The sequence below is a fragment of the Pseudomonas sp. B1(2018) genome (genome assembly GCF_003097365.1).
Lineage (GTDB): Bacteria > Pseudomonadota > Gammaproteobacteria > Pseudomonadales > Pseudomonadaceae > Aquipseudomonas > Aquipseudomonas laurylsulfatiphila.
Genome location: NZ_PYUK01000033.1, coordinates 1 through 24,114, shown reverse-complemented (window position 1 = coordinate 24,114; position 24,114 = coordinate 1). Strand labels below are relative to the sequence as shown.

The following is a 24,114-nucleotide window of genomic DNA, read 5'->3' as shown; positions in this document are numbered from 1 at the left end:
CAAAACAACTGTACAAAAACACAGTATATTTTGACCAACACTCTCGAGCCCGGAGAACACCATGGCCTCTCAAGCGATGAAAATCACCCTGGAACGTATCGCCCTCTTCCAATTCACCCCGGCCCACTGCGCCCAGGCCCGAGCGATGCTGGGCTGGAGTGTGGAAGAGCTGTCGCGCGAGTCCCGAGTCTCGGTGGAGGCCATTCAACGCTTCGAGGCACGCCAGGAGGTGCTGGATGTCACGCGCCTGGCGCTGGCCTATCGGTTCGAATCGGAAGGGTTGGTGTTCTTCCCCGGGTTTGCGCCGGGGCGGGGGATGAATGTGAAAGGGTCGACGCCGAATCCGGTTGGGCGGGCGGATTTTGCGATGGTGGAGTGAGCCAATTCATTGATTGACGATTATCCCTAAATAGGTATATTTTCACATGAGTACAAGGAAGCCACTCCTGTGGGTTAGCAGCAGCAAAAAAGATCTCAAGCAGATGCCCGCAGATGTACAGGACGTTTTTGGCCACGCTCTTGATCTGGCACAAAGCAGCAAGAAGCACCCAGATGCAAAACCACTGAAAGGCTTTGGTGGTGCCGGAGTCCTTGAGTTGATTGAGGACTTCGATACGAACACCTATCGCGCCGTTTATACGGTTCGTTTTGGCAATGCCGTTTATGTTCTGCACTGTTTTCAGAAAAAGTCGACTACGGGAATCAAAACCGCGCAGTGCGACATCGATTTGATCAGGAAGAGACTTCAAGCGGCGCAGGAACACGCAAAAGGATCAGAACATGATTGAAATCGAAGAAAGCAGTGGCAACGTCTACGAAGATCTCGGGACACCCAACGCCAATGAAATGCGAGTCAAATCCCAGTTGGCCGCAAAAATTGGCGAAATCATCAAAGCCCGCCATTTGACCCAGGTTCAGGCGTCCGAAATTTTAGGTCTGTCACAGCCCAAGCTATCTGAAATGTTGCGCGGAAAATTTCGTGGGATCAGTGAGGCCAAGATGATGGAATGCCTGTTACTTCTCGGACGGGATGTGCAAATCGTGGTCAAGTCGGCCCCGCGCTCACGCAAAGAGGGCCGAATTGAAGTGTTTTTTAGCTGAGGCCTACAACTCAACCAATCACTCTACGCGTTCTGCACCACCCGCTCACTCTCCCCTTCCACCGCCAGCCACCACGCACCACAACGCTGCGGATGCATCAAATTGAACGCCTCTCCCATCTGCGGAGTGGTGATCGATACGTTGCGCTCCCAGGCCAGGGCCAGGATGCGGTCGAAGGGTTCGTACCAGGCGTGCATCGACAGGTCGAAGGTGCCGTTGTGGATCGGCAGAAGCCAACGGCCCTTGAGGTCGATATGGGCTTGCAGGGTTTGTTCGGGTTGCATGTGCACGTGCGGCCAGTCGACGTTGTAGGCACCGGTTTCCATCAGGGTCAGGTCGAATGGGCCGTACTGTTCGCCGATGCGTTTGAAGCCGTCGAAGTAGCCGCTGTCGCCGCTGAAGAAAACGCGCGTGTCACCGTCGATCATCACCCACGAGGCCCAGAGGGTGCTGTTGCTGTCGAACAGGCCACGGCCGGAGAAGTGCTGTGATGGTGTGGCGATGAACCGGATGCCATCGACTTCCGTTCCTTGCCACCAATCCAGTTGGCGGACTTTGCTGGGGTCGATGCCCCACTTGATCAGGGTGTCGCCTACGCCCAGCGGGGCGAGGAAGTGTTTGGTCTTGTCCGCGAGTTTCAACACCGCCGCATGATCCAGGTGATCGTAGTGGTCGTGGGACAGGATTACCGCTTCAATCGGCGGCAATGCTTCCAGGCTGATCGGTGGCTGGTGGAAACGCTTGGGGCCGGCCCATTGCACGGGCGAAGCGCGCTCGGCGAAGACCGGGTCGGTGATCCAGAATTTGTCGCGCAACTTGAGCAGCACCGTGGAGTGGCCCAGGCGATAGACGCTGTGATTCGGTGCTGCGATCAGCGCGGCTTGCGTCAGGGCTTGCACCGGGACGGGGGCGCTCGGGCGGGTGTTTTGCGGTTTGTGGAACAGCGCGTTCCACAGGATGCCCATGGTTTTGCCAAAGCTTAAACGTTGAACCGGCGTGAAGTTCTGATATTGGCCTTGAGCCTGTCGGGACGCTTCAGGTGTGGAGGCGTTGTCCGCCGGGGAGTTTGAATTGGCCATGACTGAGTGACTCCAGAAAAACCGCGTTTGACGCGATTTACCTCTTTGGGACGATAAATGGCCAAGGCACGCACGCATCAGCCGGACTTTCTATTTTTACCGGGCAGGATTAACAAAACATTACACTGCACAGTGTAGTTTCTAGGTTGCATCAAAGTCGATGACAAGTAAACTGCTGAGTGTAGTTTCCCTTTTCTTCCTGCCGAAGCGTACTTATGACAGCTCCACAGCGCCTCACCGACCGAAAACGCCAAGCGATCATTCAAGCCGCGATCATCGAGTTCCGTGACAACGGTTTCGAGATCACCAGCATGGACAGGATTGCGGCCACTGCCGGCGTGTCGAAGCGCACGGTGTACAACCACTTTCCCAGCAAGGAAGAGTTGTTCGCCGAGATCCTCAATCAACTATGGATCCGGGTGACGGCAGAACAGGAAACGGCCTACCGTCCCGACCTGCCGTTGCACGACCAATTGCGCGTGTTGCTGATGGCCAAGCTGCAAATGTTGGGTGATGACAATTTTCTCGATCTGGCTCGGGTGGCGATAGCAGCGACCATTCATTCCCCGGAGCGGGCGCAGGATATGGTGGCGCGAATGGGCGAACGCGAAGAAGGGCTGACGGTGTGGATTCGGGCCGCACAGGCCGATGGCCGATTGAAAGCCGTGGCGCCTGAATTCGCCGCTCAACAGATCCATGGCCTGCTCAAGTCTTTTGCATTCTGGCCGCAGATTTCCATGGGCCAACCCAGCTTGTCAGCCGAGGAGCAAAACACGGTGGCGGATTCCGCTCTGGCCATGTTCCTGGGCTATTACCAGCTCTAGTCCAGCCATCTACAGCACTTGCCGACATTAAATGGCTTCGAAGGACACTGATTAATCCGGCTGGAATAAATGACAATGTGCACCGCTTTTACCGATGAGCGGTAATTCCGCCCCCATGCAGTAAAGTGTTTCAGAATGAATCTGGTGCAGGAAATTATGGATAGACAACACGGCAAGGGTTTGTCATTTGCCAAACGCATCTACATGCCTCGAACCATTGGCTTGGGCATCGGCAGTTTGAGTGTGGCCGCCGCTCTGTATCCGTTGCACTTGCCGGTCTGGGTCTGGGTTTTGTTGGCACTCAATGGTTTTGTCTGGCCGCATCTCGCTTATCGACTGTCGAGCCGTTCGGCCTTTCCCTACAAGGCCGAACGCCGGAATCTGCTTTACGATTCGCTGTGCGGTGGCTTTTGGGTCGCGACGTTCCAGTTCAATCCGCTTTGCACCGTGACCATTCTGGCGATGATGGCGATGAACAATGTCGCCGCCGGCGGCCATCGGATGTTCCTGTTGGGCAGCCTGAGCCAAGCGGCGGGCGTGCTGATTGCCTGGTCGCTGTTCGGTGCGGCATACACCCTGTCGACCACGCAATTGCAGGTGTGGGCGTGCTTGCCGATGCTGACGCTCTACCCGTTGGCGTTGGGCATGGTCTGCTACCAGTTGGCGATCAAGCTTTCAGAACATAAACGCACCCTGAGCGCCCTGAGCCGCACCGACAGTTTGACCGGGTTGCTCAACCACGGTGCCTGGAAGGACTTGCTGCAACTGAAGTTTCGCGAGTGCAGCCAGCGTCATGAGCAGGCCGTCATTGCACTGATCGACATCGACCATTTCAAGGCCATCAATGACACCTACGGTCATCTCATCGGTGACTCCGTGCTGCGCCAGTTGAGCGTCGAGCTCAAGTGCAACCTGCGCGAATGCGACCTGGCCGGCCGCTATGGCGGTGATGAGTTTTGCGTGATTCTGCCCAACATGCCGCTGGATCAGGCCGTGGACGTGATGGAGCGTTTACGCAGCGTGCTGCAAGACTATCGGCATGGGGAAGTGCCCGAACTGCGGGTCAGCCTGAGCATCGGTCTGGCGGCCTACCAACCGTCGTTCACCGATGCAACGGCCTGGCTCGATGACGCTGACAAAGCCCTGTACACCGCGAAAAATACCGGACGCAACAAGGTCAGCGTCAACACGAGCAACACCGGCCTGGAAACGTCGAACACATGATGTGATCGCTTGGCGATTACGCTGCTCGAATGACGCTGGGGCTATAGTGAGCCTCAGTCCCAGCGCCCAGCAGAGAGCACCATGAACACCACGCCAACAGACAACGCCACCGCAGCCCCCGTCGATCACCTGCGCTTCCATCGCCATCACGCCCATCTGGCGCCGACCTTTGGCAATGACAAGTTTGCCCTGCGCGCCGAAGCCTTTGCGCGGTTCTTCGGTACCCCGACCTTTCTCGGCGCCCAAACGCTGATCGTGGTGGTCTGGGTGTGCCTCAACGTGTCCGGAGTCACCCACTTCGATGTGTACCCGTTCATCCTGCTCAACCTGGCGTTCAGCCTGCAATCGGCCTATGCCGCGCCACTGATTCTGTTGGCCCAGACGCGTCAGGCCGCACGCGACAAAGCCCAATCCGATGCCGATGCACAGCACCGTGAAGCGCTGGCGACAGCCAACAGTGAGCGGCAGGCAGAAGCCGCGAAAAACACCGCGCAACTGCTGGAACTGCTCGAGCAGAACACCCGCCTCACGGAGATGACCAAGGCCCTCACCGAGCGCATCGAAAACCTGACTTCGGAAATGCATCAACACTTCGTGCGCAAGGATGAGCCACAGGCCTGAACGGTTTCACGGCAGTTTCAGCGCCCGCCCCAGCTCATCGAACAAGGTGACCACCGAGCGCAAGGCTCGGCAGTCGGGACGGGTCAGCAGCCACAGCGCGGTGTCGTATCCGTGCAAGGGCTCGCCCAATGGACGCAATCCCTCGCCGATCAAGAAGTCCGGCAACGCTGCGACACCCAGCCCCGCCCTGACCAGCTCGGTAACCGACAGCATGCTGTTGCAACGGTAACCCGGCGTTACGCCCGGCAAGGTCTGGCGACGCCAGATCACGGTCGGGTGATCCGGCAGGAAGTCATCCGGGGCGATCCAGGTCAATGAGGCCAGCTCTGTGGTGTTGACCGATTGCAGGTATCGCTCGCTGGCGCAGACGCGGTAGGCAATATCCGCCAGTCGCCGTCCTACCAGATGCTCCGGTGGCGTGCGGGTCAGGCGCAGGGCGATATCGGCATCCCTGCGGCTGAGGTTGGCAAAGTCATTGGAGGTGCTGAGTTCGAGCGCCAGCGCCGGATAGTTCGGCATGAACTGCGCCAGCGCCGGCAACAGCAAACCTTGCAGGACCGAATCGGTACAGGTCAGGCGCACGATGCCGCTGATCACTTCACCGCCCTGCTCCACACCGATGCGCGCCGCCTCCAGCGCCTGTTCAGCGCGCTCGGCCTGCTCGGCCAGTGACTGCGCCAGGGTGGTGGGCAGGTAACCGGCGCGGCTTTTTTCGAACAATTGCTGACCCAGCGCAGCCTCCAGCCGGCGCACCGCTCGAAACACCGTCGAGACGTCCACCTTCAACAACTGCGCGGCCCGGGCCAGAGAGCCGCCGCGCACTAATGCGAGGATCAGGGCCAGGTCCGGGTAGTCCAGTCGATAGTGCGTGGCTGCATTGATCACTTGGGAAAACGCCAATATTGAGTGCGTGAACGCCAATCTATAGTGGGCCTCAGGAATCAACAAGTGCAGAGCCCCCTCATGGAAAACCCTCCGATTCGCATCGCCCTGATCGGCGACTACGACCCGCAAGTCACCGCCCACCAGGCCATTCCCGTAGCCCTTGAAATGGCCGCTGAACACAGCGGCCTGAACGTGCAATGGCAATGGCTGGCCACCGATGAAATCCACGCTGGGACACCGCTGCACCCCTTCGATGGCTTCTGGTGTGTACCGGCCAGTCCGTATCGCAACATGGACGGTGCTTTGCTGGCGATCCGTTTTGCCCGCGAACAACGGCGACCGTTCCTCGGCACCTGCGGTGGTTTTCAACACGCGGTGCTGGAATATGCGCGCAATGTGCTGGGCTGGTCGGATGCCGAACACGGCGAGACGGCACCCGATGCAGCACGGGCGCTGCTGACGCCACTGTCGTGTGCGCTGGTCGAGGCCGTCGATTCCATTCATCTGGCTGAAGGCTCATTGATCGCACAGGCGTACGAAAGCGCCGAGATTCGTGAAGGCTATCGCTGTCGCTATGGGGTGAATCCGCAGTTCGAAGGGGAGCTGCTCAAGCGCGAGCTGCACGCCGTCGGCCACGACTCGGAACAGGGACTGCGCGCGGTCGAACTCAGCGGCCATCCGTTCTTTATCGCGACCTTGTTTCAGCCCGAGCGGGCGGCACTCGGGGGCATCTTGCCGCCGCTGGTTGGCGCCTTTGTCCAAGCCTGTGCGGGGCGCTCGTGATGATCGCCGATACACCAACGGCGCCTTATTACGCGGTGATCTTCACCTCGCTGCGCACCGAGGGCGATCAGGGTTATGCCGAAGCGGCCGCACGGATGCTGGAACTGGCCCGTGAACAGCCGGGGTTTCTCGGAGTGGAATCGGCTCGGGGTGAGGATGGATTGGGAATAACCGTGTCGTATTGGGTCAGTGAGGCGGCGATTCTGGCGTGGAAGCAGCATCCGGAGCATACGGCGATTCGCGAGCGTGGGCGTTCGACCTGGTATGCGCGGTGTCATACAAGGGTGTGTCGGGTTGAGCGGACCTATGGTTTCAGTCTGTAAAGGATGCGGTGTTTTTGAGGCCGTCTTCGCGGGCCGCTCCCACAGGGATTGATGGCAGCACACGAAACCTGTGGGAGCGGGCTTGCCCGCGAAGAGGCCCGAACAGTCACCACAAAAACTCAACCCTGAACCAGACTGCGAACCGCCGATATCTCCGGCACTTCCCGCCGATTCATATACACCCGCAACGGCTCGGTGATGTTGATCCGGTCATCAATATTCTGGTCCAGCAACAACTGGATCAATTCGCGCTTGAGCGTCATGGCCTGCCCGGGCCCCGCACCCCAGACAAACTCGCTGGTCGGGATGATGCCGTCGTCCGCCACGTCCATGCCGAATGAGTCTTCGCTGAAGCGAACGAGGTAGTGGCCGGTCTTGCGGTTGAGGCCGACGAAGCCTTTGAGTTGGTCGGCCGCCTGGCAGATGAGCTGGGAAGTGATGCGCATGGTAAACCCCGCAATGGTGATCGTTGGTTTACACGCAGGGCCTGCGTTTCCCTCTGCCGGGGAAATTGCAGGGCGCCAGCGTACTGCAAACGGGCGCACAAAAACGCTGACGAAAATCAGCTTCAGGCAGATTTATGTCGGTCTCGTGATAGCGCCTGCAAAGATGAGTTGTTAAAAGGGACCGCTCACTCATTGCGAAAGGATCTCGACCATGCCCGCAACCTTCACTAAAAGCGCCCTGTTGTTGAGCCTGCTGCTAGGCCTCGGCCACGCACAGGCAGCCAGCGAACCCGGTCCCACGGAACTGGCTGCCCGTTTGGGCATTCCGCACCCGGCTGTGATCGCCCACCGTGGCGCGTCGTTCGATGCGCCGGAATCCACCGCCGCGGCCTACAAGACGGCCCGCGACTTGGGCGCCGACTACCTGGAACTGGATCTGCAGCGCAGCAAGGACGGCGTACTGTTCGCCCTGCACGACAACAACCTGCAACGCACGACCGACGTCGCCAGCAAATTCCCCGAGCGCAAGGACAGCCCGGCCAATGCCTTCACCATGGCCGAACTGAAAACCCTGGATGCGGGCAGCTGGTTCAATGCCGCCTACCCGGATCGCGCGCGTCCCGCCTTCGCCGGCCTGAAGATTCTGACCCTTGATGAAATCATCGACATCGCCGAGGGCAGCGTCCAGCACAAGCCCGGGCTGTACATCGAGACCAAGGAGCCCAAGCAGTTTCCCGGCATCGAACACGACCTCAAGGAAAAACTTCAGGCCCGTGGCTGGCTGAACCCGAGCGAATCGAAACCGGCGAACAGCGCGCTGGCGGTTGGCCAGGGCAACGGCAAGGTGGTCCTGCAGACCTTCGAGAAGAGCAGTCTCGAACTGCTGCAAAAGGAAATGCCGAAGGTGCCGAAGATCCTGCTGTTGTGGGTCGGTGAAGGCAGTATCGAGCCCAAGTCCAAGGTGACCTTTGCCGAATCCGGCGCCAAGGACAAGGCCGCTTACTACGCCGCACAACAACCGAAGGACAAAGCCGAATTCCAGCGCTGGGTCGACTACGCCAAGGCCCAGGGCGCCATCGGCACCGGCCCGTCCGCCGCACTGACCCAGGGTGGCGACCAGAGCTACTCGGACCTGGTGCAACCCTGGATGAACCAGTACACCCACGATCAGGGCCTGCTGGTGCACGTCTACACCATCGACGATGCGGTGGACTACCAGAAAGTCATGGACGCCGGCGTCGACGGCATTTTCACCAACCGCGCCAGTGAGTTGTTGAAGTTCTATAAACGTCCGGCGGCGGCAAGTGTCGCGCAGTTGCTACAGAACAACGGCTACTGATCCAGAGTCGCGCAAAACCTGTGGGAGCGGGCTTGCTCGCGAAAGGGCCATCAGCTTCAACATCCACGTTGACTGACACTCCGCATTCGCGAGCAAGCCCGCTCCCACAGGTTATGTATTTGTGTTTGTATGTTCGGGCACAGTCCAGCAGGAATTGATGCGGGACATGTAGAGGGTTTTAAGGGTGGCTTAAGTTACAAAAGCTAACCTGATCTCACTTGAACAGATCACCCAAGGAAAGAAGCCCATGAAGACTCTGACTGCTTTGTTTACCGCTGCAACCCTGACTCTCACTGCCGGTCTGGCCCAAGCCGACGTGCGCGTGGATGAGATCCCGCAGCTGGTCAAGGACGGCAAGATCAAGCCCCTGGAAGATCTGAACAAGATCGCTCTGGATCTGCACCCAGGCGCAACGATCACCAAAACCGAGCTGGATAACCACTTCAATGGTTACGAATATGAGATCGAGTTGCGCGACGCCAAGAACGTCGAGTGGGATGTGGACATCGATGCCTCTAACGGCAAGGTCCTGAAAAACAAGCAAGACAAGTAATCACAACACCCACAAAAGCCGCACGCTCTGACGATCGTGCGGCTTTTTGCGTTTAAGCGCTCAAGCGCGCCGTCACCTCGTTCAACTGCCCCGACAAACCGTGCAGGTTGTTGCTCGCCGCTTCGGTGCGCTGCACGTTGTCCAGGTTGGTGCTGGCGATGCTGGTGATCTCGGTGAGGTTGCGCGAGATGTCTTCGGCCACCGAGGTCTGTTCTTCGGCTGCGGTGGCGATCTGCCGGTTCATGTCGCGGATGGCTTCCACGGCCAGGGTGATGCGTTCGAGCATGGCGCCCGCCTCGGTCACTTGCTGCACGCTTTCTTCGCTGCGCGACTGACCGCTTTCAATCGCCTGGGCCGCTTCGATTGCACCGGTCTGCACGGTTTGAATGATCTGGTTGATCTCGATGATCGACGCCGCCGTGCGCTGGGCCAGGCTGCGGACTTCATCGGCCACCACGGCGAAACCGCGCCCGGCCTCACCGGCGCGGGCCGCTTCGATGGCCGCGTTGAGCGCCAGCAGGTTGGTCTGTTCGGCGATACCGCGAATCACTTCCAGGACCTTGCCGATGCGCCCGCTGTCGGTTTCCAGTTGGCGGATGACCGTGGCGGTGTTGGCGATTTCGCCACGCATCCGGGTGATGGTGTGGATGGTGCCCTGCATGACTTTTTCGCCCTGCTGGGCGGACTGGTCGGCATCGTCGGCGGCCCGCGCCGCTTCGGCGGCATGACGCGCCACTTCCTGTGCCGTGGCGGACATTTCGTTCATTGCCGTGGCCACCTGATCGGTGCGGTTGAACTGCTCGTTGGTACCGCCGGCCATCACGGTGGCAATCGAGTTCAACTCACCGCTGGCGCTGTCCAGGTCCGACGCGCTGCGTTGCAAACGGCTGAAGGTTTCGGCGAGGAAATCGCGCAGGGTGTTGGCGGCGATGGCCAGTTTGCCCAACTCGTCCTGACGGGTGCTGGCCACGCGCTCGGCAAGACGACCCTGGCTGAGTTGCGCCACGTAGTCGATCAGTTTGCGGATCGGCTCGACCAGGTGGCGGTTGACCAGCCACAGGCTCAGCAGGCCGATCAACAACCCCGACACCAGCATCACGACCAGCCCCAGCAGCACCGTGCGATCGGCCGCGGCGCTGATCAAGGTCGACTGCTCGGTACCCTGTTTGCGCAACTCGCTGACCAGTTCGCTCATCTGATCGCTGGTCGCGCGGTCTACGCCTTTGACCGCAGTATCGCCCGCCGTCGGATCACCGCCGGCGGCCACGAACGCGTCCCGCCCCTTCTGATACGCCGCGCCCAACTGACGATGTTCGTCACGCAAGCGCTCGATGCGGTTCTTGAATGACGGCTCGATGCCCTTCTGCGCGGCCAGCTCGCCGAGGATGTTTTGCACATCGCGCTGACGGTCTTCGAATTGCCCCCAGTACTTGCTCAAGTCCGCCGGTTGCTTGCCGCGCAACAAGATGTTTTTCCACTCTTGCACCTGCACCTTGAATTGCAGGTTGGCTTCATCGATCAATTGCGAGGTATGCAGCGGGCCCTCGATCAGATTGGCGTAGCTCTGCACGCCACTGGACAGGAAGTGAAAGCACGCCAGAGCGATCAACAGCATCGCCAGCAGGCTGCCACTCAGCAGGGCGAGAATTTGTGCTCTCAAGGACTTTTGCAAAAGCATCGACAGGTACTCATGACAGGAATGAGGCACGCCCCGAAAAGGCGTGGAAGGTGTCCGGACATCCCTGTCTGCGGTCTCGGCCGAGGCCTGCGGCGCGCAACTTAACCCAAGCGTGATCGGCGTGCCAGAGCGGTTCTTGAGAACATTCCGACCGCCGGTAGGGCATTCATTTGCGTTATTTTCCTGTCACAAAAACGTCATCCCGGCTTGCGATGATGCCGCTCAAGTGAACCTGTAAAACACGTGACAGGCGCCTCCCCTTGCGAGTCCTCATGAACCACAGCATCGATCAAAGCCATCGCGACACGGATCTGTTCGGCCTGCTCTACGGTTTCAGTTTTCGCCCCGGTGAGGCCGGTCGGGAAATCAACTCCGCCGAAGCCTTGCAGTACCTGCAACAACCGGAAAGCGACGAACAGTTTCTCTGGCTGCACCTGAACCTCGCCCATGCCGCGTGCGAGCGCTGGATGAAAAGCCATCTGGAATTGCCCGAGGAATTTTTCGAGGCGCTGCACGAAGGCTCGCGCTCGACCCGCATCGAGCATGTCGACTCGGCGTTGCTGGCGGTGGTCAACGACGTGGTGTTCAACCTCAGCAACCTGGTCTCGTCGGATGTCTCGACCTTGTGGGTGTGCGCCCGCAGCCGGCTGATCATCAGCGCCCGTCTGCAGCCGCTGCACTCGGTGGACAAGTTGCGCTCGTCGGTGAAGGCCCGGGAATGCTTTCGCTCGCCGCTGGAGCTGCTGGTGCATCTGCTGCGCGACCAAGGTGAAGTACTGACCCAGATCGTGCGCAAGACCAGCCAGAGCGTGGACCAGATCGAAGACGAGTTGCTGTCCTCGAGCCTGTCGACCAACCGCGCCGAGCTGGGCGCCAATCGCCGGGTGCTGGTGCGTTTGCAACGGCTGCTGGCGCTGGAGCCAGGCTCGTTGCTGCGCCTGCTCAACCGGCCGCCGCAATGGCTGCAAAAGGAAGACGTGAAGGAGCTACGCAAATCCACCGAGGAGTTTGCGCTGATCATCAACGACCTCACGGCGCTGGGTGAGCGGATCAAGCTGTTGCAGGAAGAGATCGCCGCCAACATCAACGAACAGACCAACCGCACGCTGTTCACCCTGACAGTGGTGACGGTGCTGGCGCTGCCGATCAACATCATTGCCGGTTTTTTCGGCATGAACGTCGGCGGCATTCCACTGGCCGGTGACCCGGAAGGTTTCTGGATCCTGGTGGCGCTGGTCGCGACCTTTACCGTGATTGCCGGGCGCTGGGCGTTTCGAAAGCAGCAGGATTATTAAGATCAAAAGATCGCAGCCTGCGGCAGCTCCTACAGGCCAACGGTGATCCTTTGTAGGAGCTGCCGCAGGCTGCGATCCTTTGATCCTGAGCAGTCTCCCTGTAACAATTAGCAACGATTATCACCGGTACACCTCCCTCCTCAGGAATGTCCGTGATGGCTACGCCCTCCTTCACCGCCCCGGCACCGGCCAGTAGCGCCAGACCGCAACTCGACAAGAAGCCCGGTCTGATCACCCTCGTGGTGTTTTTTGCCGTGCTGGCCATCGGCTTGTTGTTTACCGCCTACAGTCTGATGCACGACATGAACGAACTCGGCACGGTGGTGACCACTTGGACGCCGTTCCTGCTGCTCGGCGTGGCGCTTTTGATCGCACTGGGCTTTGAGTTCGTCAACGGCTTCCATGACACCGCCAACGCGGTGGCCACGGTGATCTACACCCACTCGCTGCCGCCGAACGTGGCGGTGGTCTGGTCCGGCTTTTTCAACTTCCTCGGGGTGTTGCTGTCCAGCGGCGCGGTGGCGTTCGGCATCATCGCCCTGCTGCCCGCGGAGCTGATTCTGCAAGTCGGCTCGTCTGCCGGTTTCGCGATGATCTTCGCCCTGCTGATCGCCGCGATCCTGTGGAACCTCGGCACCTGGTGGCTGGGGCTGCCGGCGTCGTCCTCGCACACCCTGATCGGCTCGATCATCGGTGTCGGCGTGGCCAACGCCCTGATGCACGGCCGCGACGGCACCAGCGGCGTGGACTGGGCGCAAGCGACCAAGATCGGTTATGCGCTGCTGCTCTCGCCCCTGGTCGGCTTCGGCTGTGCCGCGCTGCTGTTGCTGGCCCTGCGCGCGTTCGTCAAGAATCGTGCGCTGTACAAGGAGCCCAAGGGCGAGACCCCGCCGCCGTGGTGGATTCGCGGCCTGTTGATCGTCACCTGCACCGGCGTGTCCTTTGCCCACGGTTCGAACGACGGCCAGAAAGGCATGGGCCTGATCATGCTGATTCTGGTGGGCACGCTGCCCATGGCCTACGCACTGAACCGCACCATGCCGGCCGATCAGGCCTTGCAGTTCGCGGCGGTCGCCGAAGTCACCCAGCAAGCCTTGGTCAAAGCTGCCCCGCTGCCAGCGCCAGCCGACCCGCGCTCGGTACTGTCCGATTACGTGCGCAGCAAGGAAGCGACCCCGCAACTGGTGCCGGCGCTCGCCGCACTGACCGGCAGCATCGGCGCCCAGGTCAAGGGTTACGGTTCGCTGTCGAAAGTCCCGGCCGAGGCCGTGGGCAACGTGCGTAACGACATGTACCTGACCAGCGAAACCATTCGCCTGATGGACAAGAACAAGGTCGGCAATTTCGACGCCGACACCAGCGGCAAGCTGCAACTGTTCAAGCAACAGATCGACAACTCCACGCGCTTCATTCCGTTGTGGGTGAAGATTGCCGTGGCCATAGCCCTGGGCCTGGGCACCATGGTCGGCTGGAAACGCATCGTGGTAACCGTCGGCGAGAAAATCGGCAAGACCCACCTGACCTACGCCCAGGGCGCCTCGGCGGAAACCGTGGCGATGCTGACCATCGGCGCCGCCGACATGTTCGGCCTGCCGGTGTCGACCACCCACGTGCTGTCCTCGGGCGTGGCCGGGACCATGGTCGCCAACGGCGGCGGCCTGCAGATGAAGACCATCCGCAACCTGCTGATGGCCTGGGTGCTGACCTTGCCGGCGGCGATCCTGCTGTCGGGCAGCCTGTACTGGTTGTTCACTCAACTCTTCTGAACACCGCAATACCCCTGTGGGAGCGGGCTTGCTCGCGATGAGGTCATGACATTCAACATCACTGTTGACTGAACCACCGCCATCGCGAGCAAGCTCGCTCCCACAGGGACCCCGGGTCGGTCTCAGGTTTCCGAGCGGATCACTTCCCCCAGCCAATCCATGAACACCCTCACCCGCAACGGCAAATGCCGCTGCCGGGCATAGAGCAGCGACGCCTCCATGGACGGCGCATTGAACGGCGACAACACCTCGACCAGTTCACCGCTTTGCAGGTATTGCTGCATGCCCATTCTCGGCGCCTGAATCAGCCCGAAACCACCCAGGCAGGCGGCCTCATAGGCATCGGTGCTGTTGACCGTGACACTGCCGGCCATCGGCAGTCGCTGCACCTGCCCCTTGTCGACGTACACAAAGCCTTCCGAACGCGCGCCCAAAACGCCGACGTAGTGCACCAGCCGATGCCGCGCCAGATCCTCCAGTCGCTCGGGCACGCCATAGCGCTGCAGATACGCAGGGCTGGCGCAATTGACCATGGTGAAGTCACACAGGTGTCGCGCCACCACCGATTGGTCCGGCTGGGCGCCGATGCGCAGCACGCAATCGAACCCTTCGGCGAGTAGATCGACCCGGCGGTCGGTGCTGCTGATTTCCAGCTCAAGCAGCGGGTGCTGCGCCATGAACGCCGGCAGGCGCGGCATCACCACGCGACGGGCGAGAATGTTCGGCAGGTCGATGCGAATGCGCCCCACCAGCGACGCCTCGTCCTGGCGAAACAAGCCCTCGATTTCGTCCATGTGCGACAACAGGTCCTTGCTGCGCTCATACAACACCAGGCCATCCTGGGTCGCCTGGACCTTGCGCGTGGTGCGTTGCAACAGCCGGGTGCCGAGCAATGCCTCCAGCGCCTGCACATGCTCGGAAACCGTGGATCTGGGCAGCCCCAGACTTTCTCCGGCGAGGGTAAAACTCGACATCTCGCTGACCCGGACAAAGGTGCGCAACAGTTCCAGTTTGTTCATCAGCCTGCTCTTTTATTGTTCGGATTATCCGACCAGTGATTCCGCTTTCACTCTGTTTATCACCCCCGCCCGGATAAATAAACTTCCTCACATCAACCGCCCACTGCACCTGAGGAAGTCCCATGAACCGTAAAATCGCACTGATCACCGGCACCAGCCGCGGCCTCGGCAAAAACGCAGCCCTGCATCTGGTCGCCCAAGGCATCGACATCATCGGTACCTACAACAGCCGCGCCGATGAGGCGCAGGCACTGGTGACCGAGATCGAAAGCCTGGGCGGTCGCGCCGTCATGCTGCAACTGGACGTTGCCCGGAGTGAAAGCTTCAGCGCCTTCGCCAGCGAAGTCACGAAGGTCCTGCACAGCCTCTTCGAGCACGAGGGTTTCGATTTTCTGATCAACAACGCCGGGATCGGCCTGCACGCCAACTTCGTCGACACCACCGTCGAGCAGTTCGACCAGTTGGTGAACATCCAACTCAAGGGGCCGTTTTTCCTCACGCAAAGTTTGTTGCCATTGCTCAATGACGGCGGGCGCATCATCAACATTTCCAGTGGCCTGACCCGCTTCAGCCTGCCGGGCCACAGCGCCTACGCGGCGATGAAAGGCGCGATGGAAGTGTTGACCCGCTACCAGGCCAAGGAACTCGGTGCGCGCAACATCGCGGTGAATATCCTCGCACCCGGCGCGATTGAAACCGATTTCGGCGGTGGCGCCGTGCGCGACAACCCCGGGTTGAACACCCTGGTGGCGAACAACACCGCCCTGGGTCGCGCCGGTTTGCCGGATGACATCGGCGCCGCGATTGCGCTGCTGCTGGCGCCAGGCAGCCAGTGGATCAATGGCCAGCGCATCGAGGCGTCGGGGGGGATGTTTTTGTAAACGCCTAACAACGGCTGTTGGAAAACCCTGTGGCGAGGGAGCTTGCTCCCGCTGGAGCGCGCAGCGGTCCCAAGCTTTACGACTGCTGCGCAGCCGAGCGGGAGCAAGCTCCCTCGCCACAAAAAACGGTACTTAGCAAGCCTCGCGAGTCATCACCACCCGCTCCCGAACCACGTCATACACCCAGTGGTACACGTAGGTGTACGGCAGGAAGAACAGCAACACGCCGATATCCAGCAGGAACGCCTGCCACAGGCTGACATTCAGCCACCAGGCAATCAGCGGCACGCCAAGCGCGACCAGACCGCCTTCGAACAACAACGCATGCACCACGCGGACCCAGGCGTTGTGGGCGATGGCGAGGCGCTTGAGCACCCGGTCGAACATACCGTTGAAGACCACGTTCCAGGCCAGGGCCAGGGCGGCGATGAGGACGGTGACCATGCCCATTTCCAGCATCGGCTTCTTCATGATCCAGGCCAGCAGCGGGGTACAGATCAGGATGGCCAGCAGTTCGAAACCGATGGCCTGGAAAATACGTTCAGTAATGGATTTGTTGGCGCTCATGGCCGTACTCCCTTGAGTGACTGTGGTTGCCATGATCTGTCATCACACCGATACTTCATAACCAATAACCATCGATCAAGGCGATAGTTCATGGCCTCTCACGAAGTGTTGCTGGCGTTTGTCGAAGCGGCGACCCAAGGCTCGTTTTCCGCCGCCGCGCGCAAGCTGGGCCGCAGTCAGTCGACCATCAGCGCGGCGGTGGCCAGCCTGGAAATCGACCTCAACCTGACATTGTTCGACCGCAGCAGCCGCAAGCCCGGGCTGACCCCGGCCGGACGCGTCATGCTGCAACGGGCCGAAGACATCCTGGCCGCCAGCAGTCGTCTGGAAATGACCGCCCGCCAACTGTCCCAAGGGGTGGAAGCGAAGCTGACAGTGGCGCTGTCCGACACCTATCAATCGGACCGTTTCGAGGCGTCGCTCAGTGCCTTCGAGCAGCGTTACCCGGACCTTGAACTCGAATGCCTGATCGCCGAATGCGATGACCTGGTGTCGCTGGTGCAAAGCGGCCGGGCGCAGATTGCCTTCGCCGAAATGCAGGACAGCTACCCGCCGGACCTGGTCAGTTCGACGGTGGACGAGCGCACGGAAATCGCCCTGTTCGTGTCCCCTACCCACCCGCTGGCAAGGCTGGACGACGTCGATCAGGACGTATTGCAGCTACACCGTGAACTGCGCCTGGCGACCATCATCAATCCCTATGAAAGTCGGGCGAAGGGTCGCGTCTGGTCGGCGCCGAGTTATCTGATGCTGCTGGAAATGGCCCAGGGCGGATTCGGCTGGGCGCCGTTGCCCCGCTGGCTGGTGGAGCGCTTCGGGCCCGGTACCTTGCAGGAACTGGTGGTGCGCGGCTGGCCGAAAACGGTGTCGGTGGATGCGTTGTGGTCGCGGCTGAATCCGCCGGGGCCGGCGGGGAGCTGGTTGCTGGGCAAGATGCTGGAATGAAGGTCCTTCGGCCCTTATCGCGAGCAAGCTCGCTCCCACAGGTTATTGTGTCGGTCACAAAATTTGTGTGCACCACTGCCCCTGTGGGAGCGAGCTTGCTCGCGATGAGGCCAGTACAGCCGCATCAATCCAGTGCCTTGAGCCGCGCCTCGATAAACCGCCGCTCCGGCTCTTGCCGGGTCAACGCCAGTGCCCGTTCCCACGCCGCCCGCGCCTCTTGCTTGCGACCCAGTTGCCGACAAAACTCCGCCCGCGCCGAATGCGCCAGGTGGTAATCCAGCAACTCGCCCCGCGCCAGAATGGCGTCGACCAGCGTCAGCCCCGCCTGCGGTCCATCGCGTTGGGAAATCGCCGCCGCACGATTCAACTCGATCACCGGCGACGGCACCGCCCGCAGCAGCACGTCATACAGGCCGACAATCTGCGGCCAATCGGTTTCCCCCGCCGTCGAGGCTTCGGCATGCACCGCCGCGATGGCCGCTTGCAGGCAATAGGGCCCGAATCGCCCCAGGCCCAGCGCGTGCTCGATCAGCGCGCAGCCTTCCGTGATCAACCCGGCGTCCCACAGCGAACGGTCCTGCTCGTCGAGCACAATCAACTCGCCGCTCGCCGAAGTCCTGGCCGGGCGCCGCGACTCGTGCAGCAGCATCAAGGCCAGCAAGCCCATCACCTCCGGCTCCGGCAACAACTCCACCAGTAACCGGCCGAGACGGATCGCCTCGCGGGTCAATTCCTCGCGGACCAGTTCGGCGCCGATAGACGCCGAGTAGCCCTCGTTGAACACCAGGTAGATCACCCGCAATACGCTGTCCAGGCGCTCGGGCAACTCAGCCAGCGTCGGCACTTGATAAGGGATTTTCGCGTCGCGGATCTTCGCCTTGGCGCGCACGATGCGCTGGGCGATGGTGGCCGGGGCCGAGAGAAAGGCCCGGGCGATTTCTTCCGTGGTCAGGTCGCAGACCTCCCGCAGCGTCAGAGGCACTTGCGCGTCCGCCGCCAGGGCCGGGTGGCAGCAAGTGAAGATCAGCCGCAGGCGATCGTCTTCCACGTCTTCATCACTCCAGTCTGCCTGTTCCAACGCCTCCAGCTGCGCGATCAGCAAGGGCTGCGACGCGGCAAAACGGGCGCGCCGACGCAAGGCATCGATGGCCTTGAAGCGCCCGGCGGACACCAGCCAGGCCCGCGGATTGTCTGGTACGCCGTCACGCTGCCAGCGTTCGACCGCGATGAAAAACGCCTCGTGCAAGGCTTCTTCGGCAAGGTCGAAATCACCGAGCAAACGAATCAGGGTCGCAAGAATGCGCCGCGACTCTTCGCGATAGACCCGCTCGACCTGCGCCTGAACCGGCAGCCCTGGCATCTTAAGGATTCAACTGCCGAACGGGGCGCACTTCGACACTGCCGACCCGGGCCGCCGGAATATTCCCGGCGACCTGGAGGGCTTCGTTGAGGTCCTTGGCATCAATCAGGTAAAAACCGGCCAACTGCTCCTTGGTTTCAGCGAATGGGCCATCGGTGATCGACAGCTTGCCGTTGCGCATGCGCACGGTGGTAGCAGTCTGCACCGACTCCAGCGCCTCGGCGGCGACCATCCGGCCACTGCCCTGGATCGAATCGGCATAGGCCATGCACTCTTCGTCCTTCGGGCTTTCCGGCAGCGAATGCAGCAGGTGCTCATCGCTGTAGACCAGGCATAAGTACTTCATCACACTCTCCTTATCGAACGAGCAACTATGGTCGCTGATTGGCATTCCGGCTCGGCTTCCCGACGATCAGGGCTTGAGGTCGAACAGCGTCGCGCCGCTGGTCATGTCGAACGGTGCCGACCAATGTTCGTGGACGATCTGCCACAGCCCGGCTTCCTGTCGATAGCACTGCGAGACACGCATCCAGCAAGCCTGGGTTTCGCCCTTGTCGTTGGTGCCACCGCAATGGGCCAGCCAGTGAGCGAAAGCGATCTCCTGGGACGGCTCGATGGTGATTTCGTGGAATTCGAAAATGTGCGGGCCGGGGCACATTTCCATGCAGGCTTGCCAATGCGCGCGGTACGCCGGCTTGCCTTTGAATTGCAGGGCCTTGACCGCGTCGAAGGAGACGATGTCATCGGCATACAGGGCCATGACTTTTTCAATGTCCTTGGCCATGACCGCCTGGCGATAGTTCTCGATGAGGTTCTGGATCTGGGTTTGCGAGTTCATGGTGGTTCTCCGTGGTTTTTATTGGAAGACACCCTTAGTCGTCTGGCGATCCGGCGAATCGACAGAAGAAATAAAAATAATCCAAACGGCCAGAATCGCTAGAATCCGAGGTTCTATTCATGTTGGAAAAAGGACACTCCCGTGACAGCTCGACTCGTGCCTTACGAAAGCCTGAATGCGCAGCAGCGCCAACAGGTCGAGGCCATCGAAGTACATCCGGAGCAGATAAAGTTCTCCGGTGATATCCACGGTGCATTGCACACCCTGCTCTCCCGCCCCGGCCCCGGCGTCAAGGGATTTGCCCTGCTGGCCGAAGACATTCCCGTGGCCTTCCTGCTGCTCAAACGCCCACCCGTATTGCCTGCGTGGGCCAATGAACACAGCGCCACCCTGCATGCCCTGCAAGTCGATCAGCGCGCCCAGGGCAAAGGCTACGGCAAGGCCTGCCTGCAAGCGCTGCCCGAAGCGGCGCGCCTGGCCTGGCCGGAAATCCGGGGGCTGGAGCTGTCGGTGGATGCCGACAACGAAACTGCTATCGCCCTGTACGCCAGGTTCGGCTTTGTCGACAGCGGCGAAGCGTACAAGGGCCGGATCGGCTATGAGCGGCGGATGGGCCTGTTTTTTTGAATCCCCCTGTAGGAGCTGCCGAAGGCTGCGATCTTTTGATCTTGATTGTTGGAAAAGCAAAGTCAAAAGATCGCAGCCTTCGGCAGCTCCTACAAGTCGAGTTCGGCTTTGTCGACAGCGGCGAAGCGTACAAGGGCCGGATCGGCTATGAGCGGCGGATGGGCCTGTTTTTTTGAATCACCACAACCCCTGTAGGAGCTGCCGAAGGCTGCGATCTTTTGATCTTAAAAAAAGATCGCAGCCTTCGGCAGCTCCTACAGGGATTGTGTTACAGCTTCAGAATCATCTCATGCCAAGCCATGCCGCCATGGTCCGACGCCGATGGTTTGACGTAGGCAAAGCCGAACCCTGCATACAACGGAATATGCCGCTCCTTGCACATCAGGTTGATGCTGACCTTGCCCATCGCACGCATACGCTCAATGAATTCGCCCATCAAAAGCTTGGCCAGGCCCTGCCCCTGATAATCCGGGTGCACAACCACCGACATGATCACCACGTGCGGCCCGGCCGGGTCGTGGCCGATCAGTTCCTTGAACGCTTCGTCCGACATTTCCACCTGAAACGCCGCACCGGAGTTGATGAAACCGGCGACGACGCCGTCCACTTCAGCAACGATAAATCCCTCGGGCCAGGTGGCGATGCGGGTGGCGATCTTCTCGCGGGTCGCGGCTTCGTCGCCTTCATAGGCAAGGGTTTCGATAGCAAAGCAGCGGTCCAGATCGGCGGGGGTGACGTTGCGGATGACGGTGTTCATGGCGGCTCGGGATCAGCATGGGAAAGGCTGGGGATGATAAATCAGCCGCCGTGGGACATCGAGAGACGAATCGGCTGATCCGCCTCTCGCTGCAGGTGTCATGCCTTGATCGGCAGCCAGAGTTCCAGCTTGCCGGTGTTGAGCTTGGGGTTGAAGTCTTCGCTGTAACGCTCGAACTCCGGCGCCGCCAATAGCTCGTGGCCGGACTGCGGCAGCCACGTGCCATGGATGTACTGGAAGGTTTGCGGCAGGGTGTCCAGCGGCCCCTTGTGCTCGAACACCGCGTACAGCTGCGGCTGAACTTCCACCCACCGGTAGGTTTCCGGCAAATCGTCGAGCTTGCTGATCTCGACCCCGGCGATGTAATCGAAGCCGCCCTTGCCGTCGAAATTGCAGCAGACGCCGTAGGTGACTTCGCCTTTCTGGCCCGGGATAAGGCCCAGATGCGGGATGAATTTCTCCCAGAGTTCGGGAATGCCCTGGGTGGTTTGCTGGGTGAATGTTCCGCCCAGCCCTGCAATCAGCAGGAAGTGCCCGTGTTCGAAACGCGGTTGCGTCAGTTCGACGCGTGCTGACTCATCCATGACTCGACTCCTGACGCATAAAAATGGGTTCGGCTGGGAGTATAGAAGCCAAACCCGATTCGCCCAGTTACAGGGCGTGCAACGGCTCGACCGCACCGGCGCCAACGAACTCGTTGTAACCCGATAGGATCACGTAGACCGCGAAATAACAGAAGATCGCCGCCGATGCCATGTAGGAATAACGCAGCAACTTGTCGCCGAGCAACTTGCCGCCGTGGCTTGCGGCAAAGCACAGCCCGACACACCAGAGAATCCCCGCGCAGAGAAAACCGCCGAGAAACAATGCGGAGCTGAGGGCGCCACCGCCGCCGGAACGGGCGATCAGCGTGCCTCCCACGGCGGCGAACCAGAGAATGGCGCTAGGCGACGACATGGCCAGGAAGATCCCACGGAAAAATTCTTTGCGATGGGAGTTGTGCCCCACCTCGGCCGATTGCGCCAGCACCGCTTCGTGGTGAATCGCCGAATAGATCATCTTCGCCGCGAAATACACCAACAGCGCCGAGCCACCGATCCACAACACCCAACGCACGCTTTCGTATTGCAGCAACACGGTCATGCCGGCCAGCGCCAGTACCGCGTAGATCAGATCGCCGACACAGGTCCCGAGGCCCAGGGCAAAGCCCTGGAAATAGCCGCGCTGCATGGCCAGGGTGATCATCGCGATGTTGGCCACGCCGATATCCAGGCACAGTGAAAGGCTCAGCAAGAAGCCGCTGGTAAATTCCATCGAACCCTATCCTTCGGAAAAATTTGTTTACTTTGAGGCTGGACAGTCTGCCACAGCAGCCCTTACATTCCGCCACAGGTCACCGCAGTGACCAGCGTCGCTCGGACGGTTCCGGGCGCTTACGTTATCCGAGGCAACAATGGCCGAACAAGGTTCGCCGCGCCGCTTTGCGCGCATCGATCGACTCCCCCCTTACGTTTTCAACATCACTGCCGAGCTGAAGATGGCCGCCCGTCGTCGTGGCGAAGACATCATCGACTTGAGCATGGGCAACCCCGACGGCGCCACGCCGCCGCACATCGTCGAAAAACTCGTCACGGTGGCCCAGCGCGAAGACACCCACGGCTACTCCACCTCCAAGGGCATTCCGCGCCTGCGCCGGGCGATTTCCAATTGGTACAAGGACCGCTACGAGGTCGACATCGACCCGGAAAGCGAAGCCATCGTCACCATCGGCTCCAAGGAAGGCCTGGCGCACCTGATGCTGGCCACCCTGGATCAGGGCGACACCGTGCTGGTGCCCAACCCGAGCTACCCGATTCACATCTACGGTGCCGTGATTGCCGGCGCCCAGGTGCGGTCGGTGCCGCTGGTGCCGGGCGTGGATTTCTTCGCGGAGCTGGAGCGGGCCATTCGCGGTTCGATTCCGAAGCCGAAGATGATGATCCTCGGCTTCCCGTCCAACCCGACCGCCCAGTGCGTGGAGCTGGATTTCTTCGAGCGCGTCATCGCCCTCGCCAAGCAGTACGACGTGCTGGTGGTGCACGACCTGGCCTACGCCGACATCGTCTACGACGGCTGGAAAGCCCCGTCGATCATGCAGGTGCCGGGGGCCAAGGACATTGCGGTGGAGTTCTTCACCCTGTCCAAGAGCTACAACATGGCCGGCTGGCGCATCGGCTTCATGGTCGGCAACCCGGAACTGGTCAACGCCCTGGCACGGATCAAGAGCTACCACGACTACGGCACCTTCACCCCGCTGCAAGTGGCGGCGATTGCTGCCCTGGAAGGCGATCAGCAATGCGTGCGCGACATCGCCGAGCAGTATCGGCAGCGCCGCAACGTCCTGGTCAAGGGCCTGCATGAACTGGGCTGGATGGTGGAAAACCCGAAAGCGTCGATGTACGTCTGGGCCAAAATCCCTGAGGCTTACGCGCACCTGGGTTCGCTGGAGTTCGCCAAGAAACTGCTGGCCGAAGCCAAGGTGTGTGTCTCGCCGGGCGTCGGGTTTGGCGAGTACGGCGATGATCACGTGCGCTTTGCCCTGATCGAAAACCAGGACCGGATTCGCCAGGCCGTACGCGGGATTCGCGGTATGTTCCGGGCGGATGGGCTAGTCACCAAATAACACGATCCCCTGTAGGAGCTGCCGAAGGCTGCGATCTTTTGATTTTGCTTTTTAAAAACAAGATCAAGAGATCGCAGCCTCGTTTCACTCGGCAGCTCCTACAGGTTTTTTGTGTCTGTCGGCCCACCACCGCGAGTACGGCGACGATCGACTACCTGTAGGAGCTGCCGCAGGCTGCGATCTTTTGATTTTGCTTTCTAAAAACAAGATCAAGAGATCGCAGCCTCGTTTCACTCGACAGCTCCTACAGTTTTTTTGTGTCTGTCGGCCCACCACCGCGAGTACGCCGACGATCGACTACCTGTAGGAGCTGCCGCAGGCTGCGATCTTTTGATTTTGCTTTTTAACAACAAGATCAAAAGATCGCAGCTTCGTTTCACTCGGCAGCTCCTACAGGGTTTTGCATGACCCACAAAAATGTATGGTCAGCCCATCTCCTGCAACCTCTTTGGCTGTTTTCGGTAAAGCTGGCTTGCGCTAATGTATTCGGGCTCGTTGTGAGCGTTGCTGTAACAACGCTCGGCCCTCGATGAGTAGCCGC

Annotated in this window: 28 protein-coding genes and 1 pseudogene; 17 read left to right on the top strand and 12 right to left on the bottom strand. The window is 60.4% G+C overall.

The genetic code is table 11. From position 1 onward, the window contains the following. Positions 1–61: 61 nt before the first annotated feature. From C9422_RS31075 to C9422_RS31065, 3 genes are read left to right on the top strand one after another with little or no spacing between them, the layout of a single operon-like run. Entirely contained in the window at positions 62–379 is a 318-nt protein-coding gene (locus C9422_RS31075; protein ID WP_007978167.1) for a hypothetical protein, read from the top strand. Positions 380–425: 46 nt separating this feature from the next. After that, complete coding sequence (locus C9422_RS31070) at positions 426–788, top strand: type II toxin-antitoxin system RelE/ParE family toxin (RefSeq protein ID WP_116261923.1); 363 nt, start codon at positions 426–428, stop codon at positions 786–788. After that, the gene (locus C9422_RS31065) at positions 781–1,101 is read left to right on the top strand and encodes a helix-turn-helix domain-containing protein (RefSeq protein WP_116583297.1); all 321 of its coding nucleotides are present in this window, start codon (positions 781–783) and stop codon (positions 1,099–1,101) included. The genes C9422_RS31070 and C9422_RS31065 overlap by 8 nt, the downstream gene beginning before the upstream one ends. Before the next feature lie 23 nt (positions 1,102–1,124). On the opposite strand, the gene C9422_RS31060 is transcribed toward C9422_RS31065, so the two are convergent. Next, entirely contained in the window at positions 1,125–2,180 is a 1,056-nt protein-coding gene (locus tag C9422_RS31060) for an MBL fold metallo-hydrolase (RefSeq protein ID WP_116583296.1), read from the bottom strand. Between the two features lie 215 nt (positions 2,181–2,395). Here C9422_RS31060 and C9422_RS31055 point away from each other — a divergent pair, with 215 nt between their 5' ends. The 3 genes from C9422_RS31055 to C9422_RS31045 all read left to right on the top strand — a co-directional run bounded on the left by C9422_RS31055 (position 2,396) and on the right by C9422_RS31045 (position 4,849). Then, entirely contained in the window at positions 2,396–3,004 is a 609-nt protein-coding gene (locus tag C9422_RS31055) for a TetR/AcrR family transcriptional regulator (protein ID WP_007972233.1), read from the top strand. A gap of 156 nt (positions 3,005–3,160) precedes the next feature. Then, a complete protein-coding gene (locus C9422_RS31050; protein ID WP_116583307.1) occupies positions 3,161–4,228 on the top strand; it encodes a diguanylate cyclase in 1,068 nt (355 codons plus the stop codon). 81 nt (positions 4,229–4,309) lie between these two features. Then, positions 4,310–4,849, top strand: a complete 540-nt coding sequence (locus C9422_RS31045; RefSeq protein ID WP_116583295.1) for a DUF1003 domain-containing protein — start codon at positions 4,310–4,312, stop codon at positions 4,847–4,849. 6 nt (positions 4,850–4,855) lie between these two features. Here the strand turns inward: C9422_RS31045 and C9422_RS31040 are convergent, their stop codons facing one another. Beyond that, on the bottom strand, positions 4,856–5,797 hold the full coding sequence (locus C9422_RS31040) for a LysR family transcriptional regulator (protein WP_116583294.1): 942 nt from the start codon (positions 5,795–5,797) through the stop codon (positions 4,856–4,858). Between the two features lie 15 nt (positions 5,798–5,812). Between C9422_RS31040 and C9422_RS31035 the strand changes: the two genes are divergently transcribed. After that, complete coding sequence (locus C9422_RS31035; protein WP_116583293.1) at positions 5,813–6,517, top strand: CTP synthase; 705 nt, start codon at positions 5,813–5,815, stop codon at positions 6,515–6,517. Continuing rightward, the gene (locus C9422_RS31030; protein ID WP_116583292.1) at positions 6,517–6,840 is read left to right on the top strand and encodes an antibiotic biosynthesis monooxygenase; all 324 of its coding nucleotides are present in this window, start codon (positions 6,517–6,519) and stop codon (positions 6,838–6,840) included. The genes C9422_RS31035 and C9422_RS31030 overlap by 1 nt, the downstream gene beginning before the upstream one ends. 119 nt (positions 6,841–6,959) lie before the next feature. On the opposite strand, the gene C9422_RS31025 is transcribed toward C9422_RS31030, so the two are convergent. Then, positions 6,960–7,286: a DUF2025 family protein gene (locus C9422_RS31025; protein ID WP_116583291.1), complete on the bottom strand. Its 327-nt coding sequence runs from the start codon at positions 7,284–7,286 to the stop codon at positions 6,960–6,962. Positions 7,287–7,497: 211 nt separating this feature from the next. Here C9422_RS31025 and C9422_RS31020 point away from each other — a divergent pair, with 211 nt between their 5' ends. Both C9422_RS31020 and C9422_RS31010 read left to right on the top strand, forming a co-directional pair. Then, a complete protein-coding gene (locus C9422_RS31020) occupies positions 7,498–8,625 on the top strand; it encodes a glycerophosphodiester phosphodiesterase (RefSeq protein WP_116583290.1) in 1,128 nt (375 codons plus the stop codon). Positions 8,626–8,872: 247 nt separating this feature from the next. Then, the gene (locus C9422_RS31010) at positions 8,873–9,178 is read left to right on the top strand and encodes a PepSY domain-containing protein (RefSeq protein WP_007974512.1); all 306 of its coding nucleotides are present in this window, start codon (positions 8,873–8,875) and stop codon (positions 9,176–9,178) included. A gap of 52 nt (positions 9,179–9,230) precedes the next feature. Here the strand turns inward: C9422_RS31010 and C9422_RS31005 are convergent, their stop codons facing one another. After that, a complete protein-coding gene (locus C9422_RS31005; protein ID WP_116583289.1) occupies positions 9,231–10,856 on the bottom strand; it encodes a methyl-accepting chemotaxis protein in 1,626 nt (541 codons plus the stop codon). A 272-nt stretch (positions 10,857–11,128) separates the two neighbouring features. On the opposite strand from C9422_RS31005, the gene C9422_RS31000 reads away from it, so the two are divergent. Both C9422_RS31000 and C9422_RS30995 read left to right on the top strand, forming a co-directional pair. Further along, complete coding sequence (locus C9422_RS31000; RefSeq protein WP_116583288.1) at positions 11,129–12,151, top strand: transporter; 1,023 nt, start codon at positions 11,129–11,131, stop codon at positions 12,149–12,151. Positions 12,152–12,306: 155 nt separating this feature from the next. Further along, entirely contained in the window at positions 12,307–13,917 is a 1,611-nt protein-coding gene (locus tag C9422_RS30995; protein ID WP_116583287.1) for an inorganic phosphate transporter, read from the top strand. 122 nt (positions 13,918–14,039) lie between these two features. Here C9422_RS30995 and C9422_RS30990 read toward each other — a convergent pair whose 3' ends face one another. Further along, positions 14,040–14,936, bottom strand: a complete 897-nt coding sequence (locus C9422_RS30990; protein ID WP_116583286.1) for a LysR family transcriptional regulator — start codon at positions 14,934–14,936, stop codon at positions 14,040–14,042. A gap of 122 nt (positions 14,937–15,058) precedes the next feature. Here C9422_RS30990 and C9422_RS30985 point away from each other — a divergent pair, with 122 nt between their 5' ends. Then, the gene (locus tag C9422_RS30985) at positions 15,059–15,817 is read left to right on the top strand and encodes an SDR family NAD(P)-dependent oxidoreductase (protein ID WP_116583285.1); all 759 of its coding nucleotides are present in this window, start codon (positions 15,059–15,061) and stop codon (positions 15,815–15,817) included. Between the two features lie 132 nt (positions 15,818–15,949). Here the strand turns inward: C9422_RS30985 and C9422_RS30975 are convergent, their stop codons facing one another. Beyond that, positions 15,950–16,384: a multidrug/biocide efflux PACE transporter gene (locus C9422_RS30975; RefSeq protein ID WP_116583284.1), complete on the bottom strand. Its 435-nt coding sequence runs from the start codon at positions 16,382–16,384 to the stop codon at positions 15,950–15,952. A gap of 90 nt (positions 16,385–16,474) precedes the next feature. Here C9422_RS30975 and C9422_RS30970 point away from each other — a divergent pair, with 90 nt between their 5' ends. After that, a complete protein-coding gene (locus C9422_RS30970; protein WP_007974505.1) occupies positions 16,475–17,329 on the top strand; it encodes a LysR family transcriptional regulator in 855 nt (284 codons plus the stop codon). 124 nt (positions 17,330–17,453) lie between these two features. Here the strand turns inward: C9422_RS30970 and C9422_RS30965 are convergent, their stop codons facing one another. The 3 genes from C9422_RS30965 to C9422_RS30955 form a co-directional block, all read right to left on the bottom strand. Beyond that, positions 17,454–18,689, bottom strand: coding sequence for an RNA polymerase sigma factor (locus C9422_RS30965; protein ID WP_116583283.1), 1,236 nt, complete (start codon positions 18,687–18,689; stop codon positions 17,454–17,456). Position 18,690: 1 nt separating this feature from the next. Continuing rightward, positions 18,691–19,035 (bottom strand): YciI family protein, encoded by a 345-nt coding sequence (locus C9422_RS30960; RefSeq protein ID WP_116583282.1) that lies wholly within the window; start codon positions 19,033–19,035, stop codon positions 18,691–18,693. A 66-nt stretch (positions 19,036–19,101) separates the two neighbouring features. After that, the gene (locus C9422_RS30955) at positions 19,102–19,527 is read right to left on the bottom strand and encodes a nuclear transport factor 2 family protein (RefSeq protein WP_007974498.1); all 426 of its coding nucleotides are present in this window, start codon (positions 19,525–19,527) and stop codon (positions 19,102–19,104) included. A gap of 141 nt (positions 19,528–19,668) precedes the next feature. Here C9422_RS30955 and C9422_RS30950 point away from each other — a divergent pair, with 141 nt between their 5' ends. Continuing rightward, the gene (locus C9422_RS30950) at positions 19,669–20,154 is read left to right on the top strand and encodes an N-acetyltransferase (protein ID WP_116583281.1); all 486 of its coding nucleotides are present in this window, start codon (positions 19,669–19,671) and stop codon (positions 20,152–20,154) included. A 101-nt stretch (positions 20,155–20,255) separates the two neighbouring features. Next, a pseudogene (locus C9422_RS30945) lies at positions 20,256–20,330 on the top strand (GNAT family N-acetyltransferase); the annotation flags it as partial. A 92-nt stretch (positions 20,331–20,422) separates the two neighbouring features. Here C9422_RS30945 and C9422_RS30940 read toward each other — a convergent pair. The 3 genes from C9422_RS30940 to C9422_RS30930 form a co-directional block, all read right to left on the bottom strand. Beyond that, complete coding sequence (locus tag C9422_RS30940) at positions 20,423–20,911, bottom strand: GNAT family N-acetyltransferase (protein WP_116583280.1); 489 nt, start codon at positions 20,909–20,911, stop codon at positions 20,423–20,425. A gap of 98 nt (positions 20,912–21,009) precedes the next feature. Beyond that, positions 21,010–21,495, bottom strand: a complete 486-nt coding sequence (locus C9422_RS30935) for a GyrI-like domain-containing protein (protein ID WP_116583279.1) — start codon at positions 21,493–21,495, stop codon at positions 21,010–21,012. A 67-nt stretch (positions 21,496–21,562) separates the two neighbouring features. Beyond that, entirely contained in the window at positions 21,563–22,225 is a 663-nt protein-coding gene (locus C9422_RS30930) for a LysE family translocator (RefSeq protein WP_116583278.1), read from the bottom strand. A gap of 139 nt (positions 22,226–22,364) precedes the next feature. Between C9422_RS30930 and alaC the strand changes: the two genes are divergently transcribed. Continuing rightward, the gene (gene alaC, locus C9422_RS30925) at positions 22,365–23,573 is read left to right on the top strand and encodes an alanine transaminase (RefSeq protein ID WP_116583277.1); all 1,209 of its coding nucleotides are present in this window, start codon (positions 22,365–22,367) and stop codon (positions 23,571–23,573) included. Positions 23,574–24,114: the final 541 nt, after the last annotated feature.

Bases quoted from the DNA above. Each gene is read 5' to 3' on its own strand.
- C9422_RS31075 (WP_007978167.1), top strand. From the start codon at position 62: ATGGCCTCTCAAGCGATGAAAATCACCCTGGAACGTATCGCCCTCTTC.
- C9422_RS31070 (WP_116261923.1), top strand. From the start codon at position 426: ATGAGTACAAGGAAGCCACTCCTGTGGGTTAGCAGCAGCAAAAAAGAT.
- C9422_RS31065 (WP_116583297.1), top strand. From the start codon at position 781: ATGATTGAAATCGAAGAAAGCAGTGGCAACGTCTACGAAGATCTCGGG.
- C9422_RS31060 (WP_116583296.1), bottom strand. From the start codon at position 2,180: ATGGCCAATTCAAACTCCCCGGCGGACAACGCCTCCACACCTGAAGCG.
- C9422_RS31055 (WP_007972233.1), top strand. From the start codon at position 2,396: ATGACAGCTCCACAGCGCCTCACCGACCGAAAACGCCAAGCGATCATT.
- C9422_RS31050 (WP_116583307.1), top strand. From the start codon at position 3,161: ATGGATAGACAACACGGCAAGGGTTTGTCATTTGCCAAACGCATCTAC.
- C9422_RS31045 (WP_116583295.1), top strand. From the start codon at position 4,310: ATGAACACCACGCCAACAGACAACGCCACCGCAGCCCCCGTCGATCAC.
- C9422_RS31035 (WP_116583293.1), top strand. From the start codon at position 5,813: ATGGAAAACCCTCCGATTCGCATCGCCCTGATCGGCGACTACGACCCG.
- C9422_RS31030 (WP_116583292.1), top strand. From the start codon at position 6,517: ATGATCGCCGATACACCAACGGCGCCTTATTACGCGGTGATCTTCACC.
- C9422_RS31025 (WP_116583291.1), bottom strand. From the start codon at position 7,286: ATGCGCATCACTTCCCAGCTCATCTGCCAGGCGGCCGACCAACTCAAA.
- C9422_RS31020 (WP_116583290.1), top strand. From the start codon at position 7,498: ATGCCCGCAACCTTCACTAAAAGCGCCCTGTTGTTGAGCCTGCTGCTA.
- C9422_RS31010 (WP_007974512.1), top strand. From the start codon at position 8,873: ATGAAGACTCTGACTGCTTTGTTTACCGCTGCAACCCTGACTCTCACT.
- C9422_RS31005 (WP_116583289.1), bottom strand. From the start codon at position 10,856: ATGCTTTTGCAAAAGTCCTTGAGAGCACAAATTCTCGCCCTGCTGAGT.
- C9422_RS31000 (WP_116583288.1), top strand. From the start codon at position 11,129: ATGAACCACAGCATCGATCAAAGCCATCGCGACACGGATCTGTTCGGC.
- C9422_RS30995 (WP_116583287.1), top strand. From the start codon at position 12,307: ATGGCTACGCCCTCCTTCACCGCCCCGGCACCGGCCAGTAGCGCCAGA.
- C9422_RS30990 (WP_116583286.1), bottom strand. From the start codon at position 14,936: ATGAACAAACTGGAACTGTTGCGCACCTTTGTCCGGGTCAGCGAGATG.
- C9422_RS30985 (WP_116583285.1), top strand. From the start codon at position 15,059: ATGAACCGTAAAATCGCACTGATCACCGGCACCAGCCGCGGCCTCGGC.
- C9422_RS30975 (WP_116583284.1), bottom strand. From the start codon at position 16,384: ATGAGCGCCAACAAATCCATTACTGAACGTATTTTCCAGGCCATCGGT.
- C9422_RS30970 (WP_007974505.1), top strand. From the start codon at position 16,475: ATGGCCTCTCACGAAGTGTTGCTGGCGTTTGTCGAAGCGGCGACCCAA.
- C9422_RS30965 (WP_116583283.1), bottom strand. From the start codon at position 18,689: ATGCCAGGGCTGCCGGTTCAGGCGCAGGTCGAGCGGGTCTATCGCGAA.
- C9422_RS30960 (WP_116583282.1), bottom strand. From the start codon at position 19,035: ATGAAGTACTTATGCCTGGTCTACAGCGATGAGCACCTGCTGCATTCG.
- C9422_RS30955 (WP_007974498.1), bottom strand. From the start codon at position 19,527: ATGAACTCGCAAACCCAGATCCAGAACCTCATCGAGAACTATCGCCAG.
- C9422_RS30940 (WP_116583280.1), bottom strand. From the start codon at position 20,911: ATGAACACCGTCATCCGCAACGTCACCCCCGCCGATCTGGACCGCTGC.
- C9422_RS30935 (WP_116583279.1), bottom strand. From the start codon at position 21,495: ATGGATGAGTCAGCACGCGTCGAACTGACGCAACCGCGTTTCGAACAC.
- C9422_RS30930 (WP_116583278.1), bottom strand. From the start codon at position 22,225: ATGGAATTTACCAGCGGCTTCTTGCTGAGCCTTTCACTGTGCCTGGAT.
- alaC (WP_116583277.1), top strand. From the start codon at position 22,365: ATGGCCGAACAAGGTTCGCCGCGCCGCTTTGCGCGCATCGATCGACTC.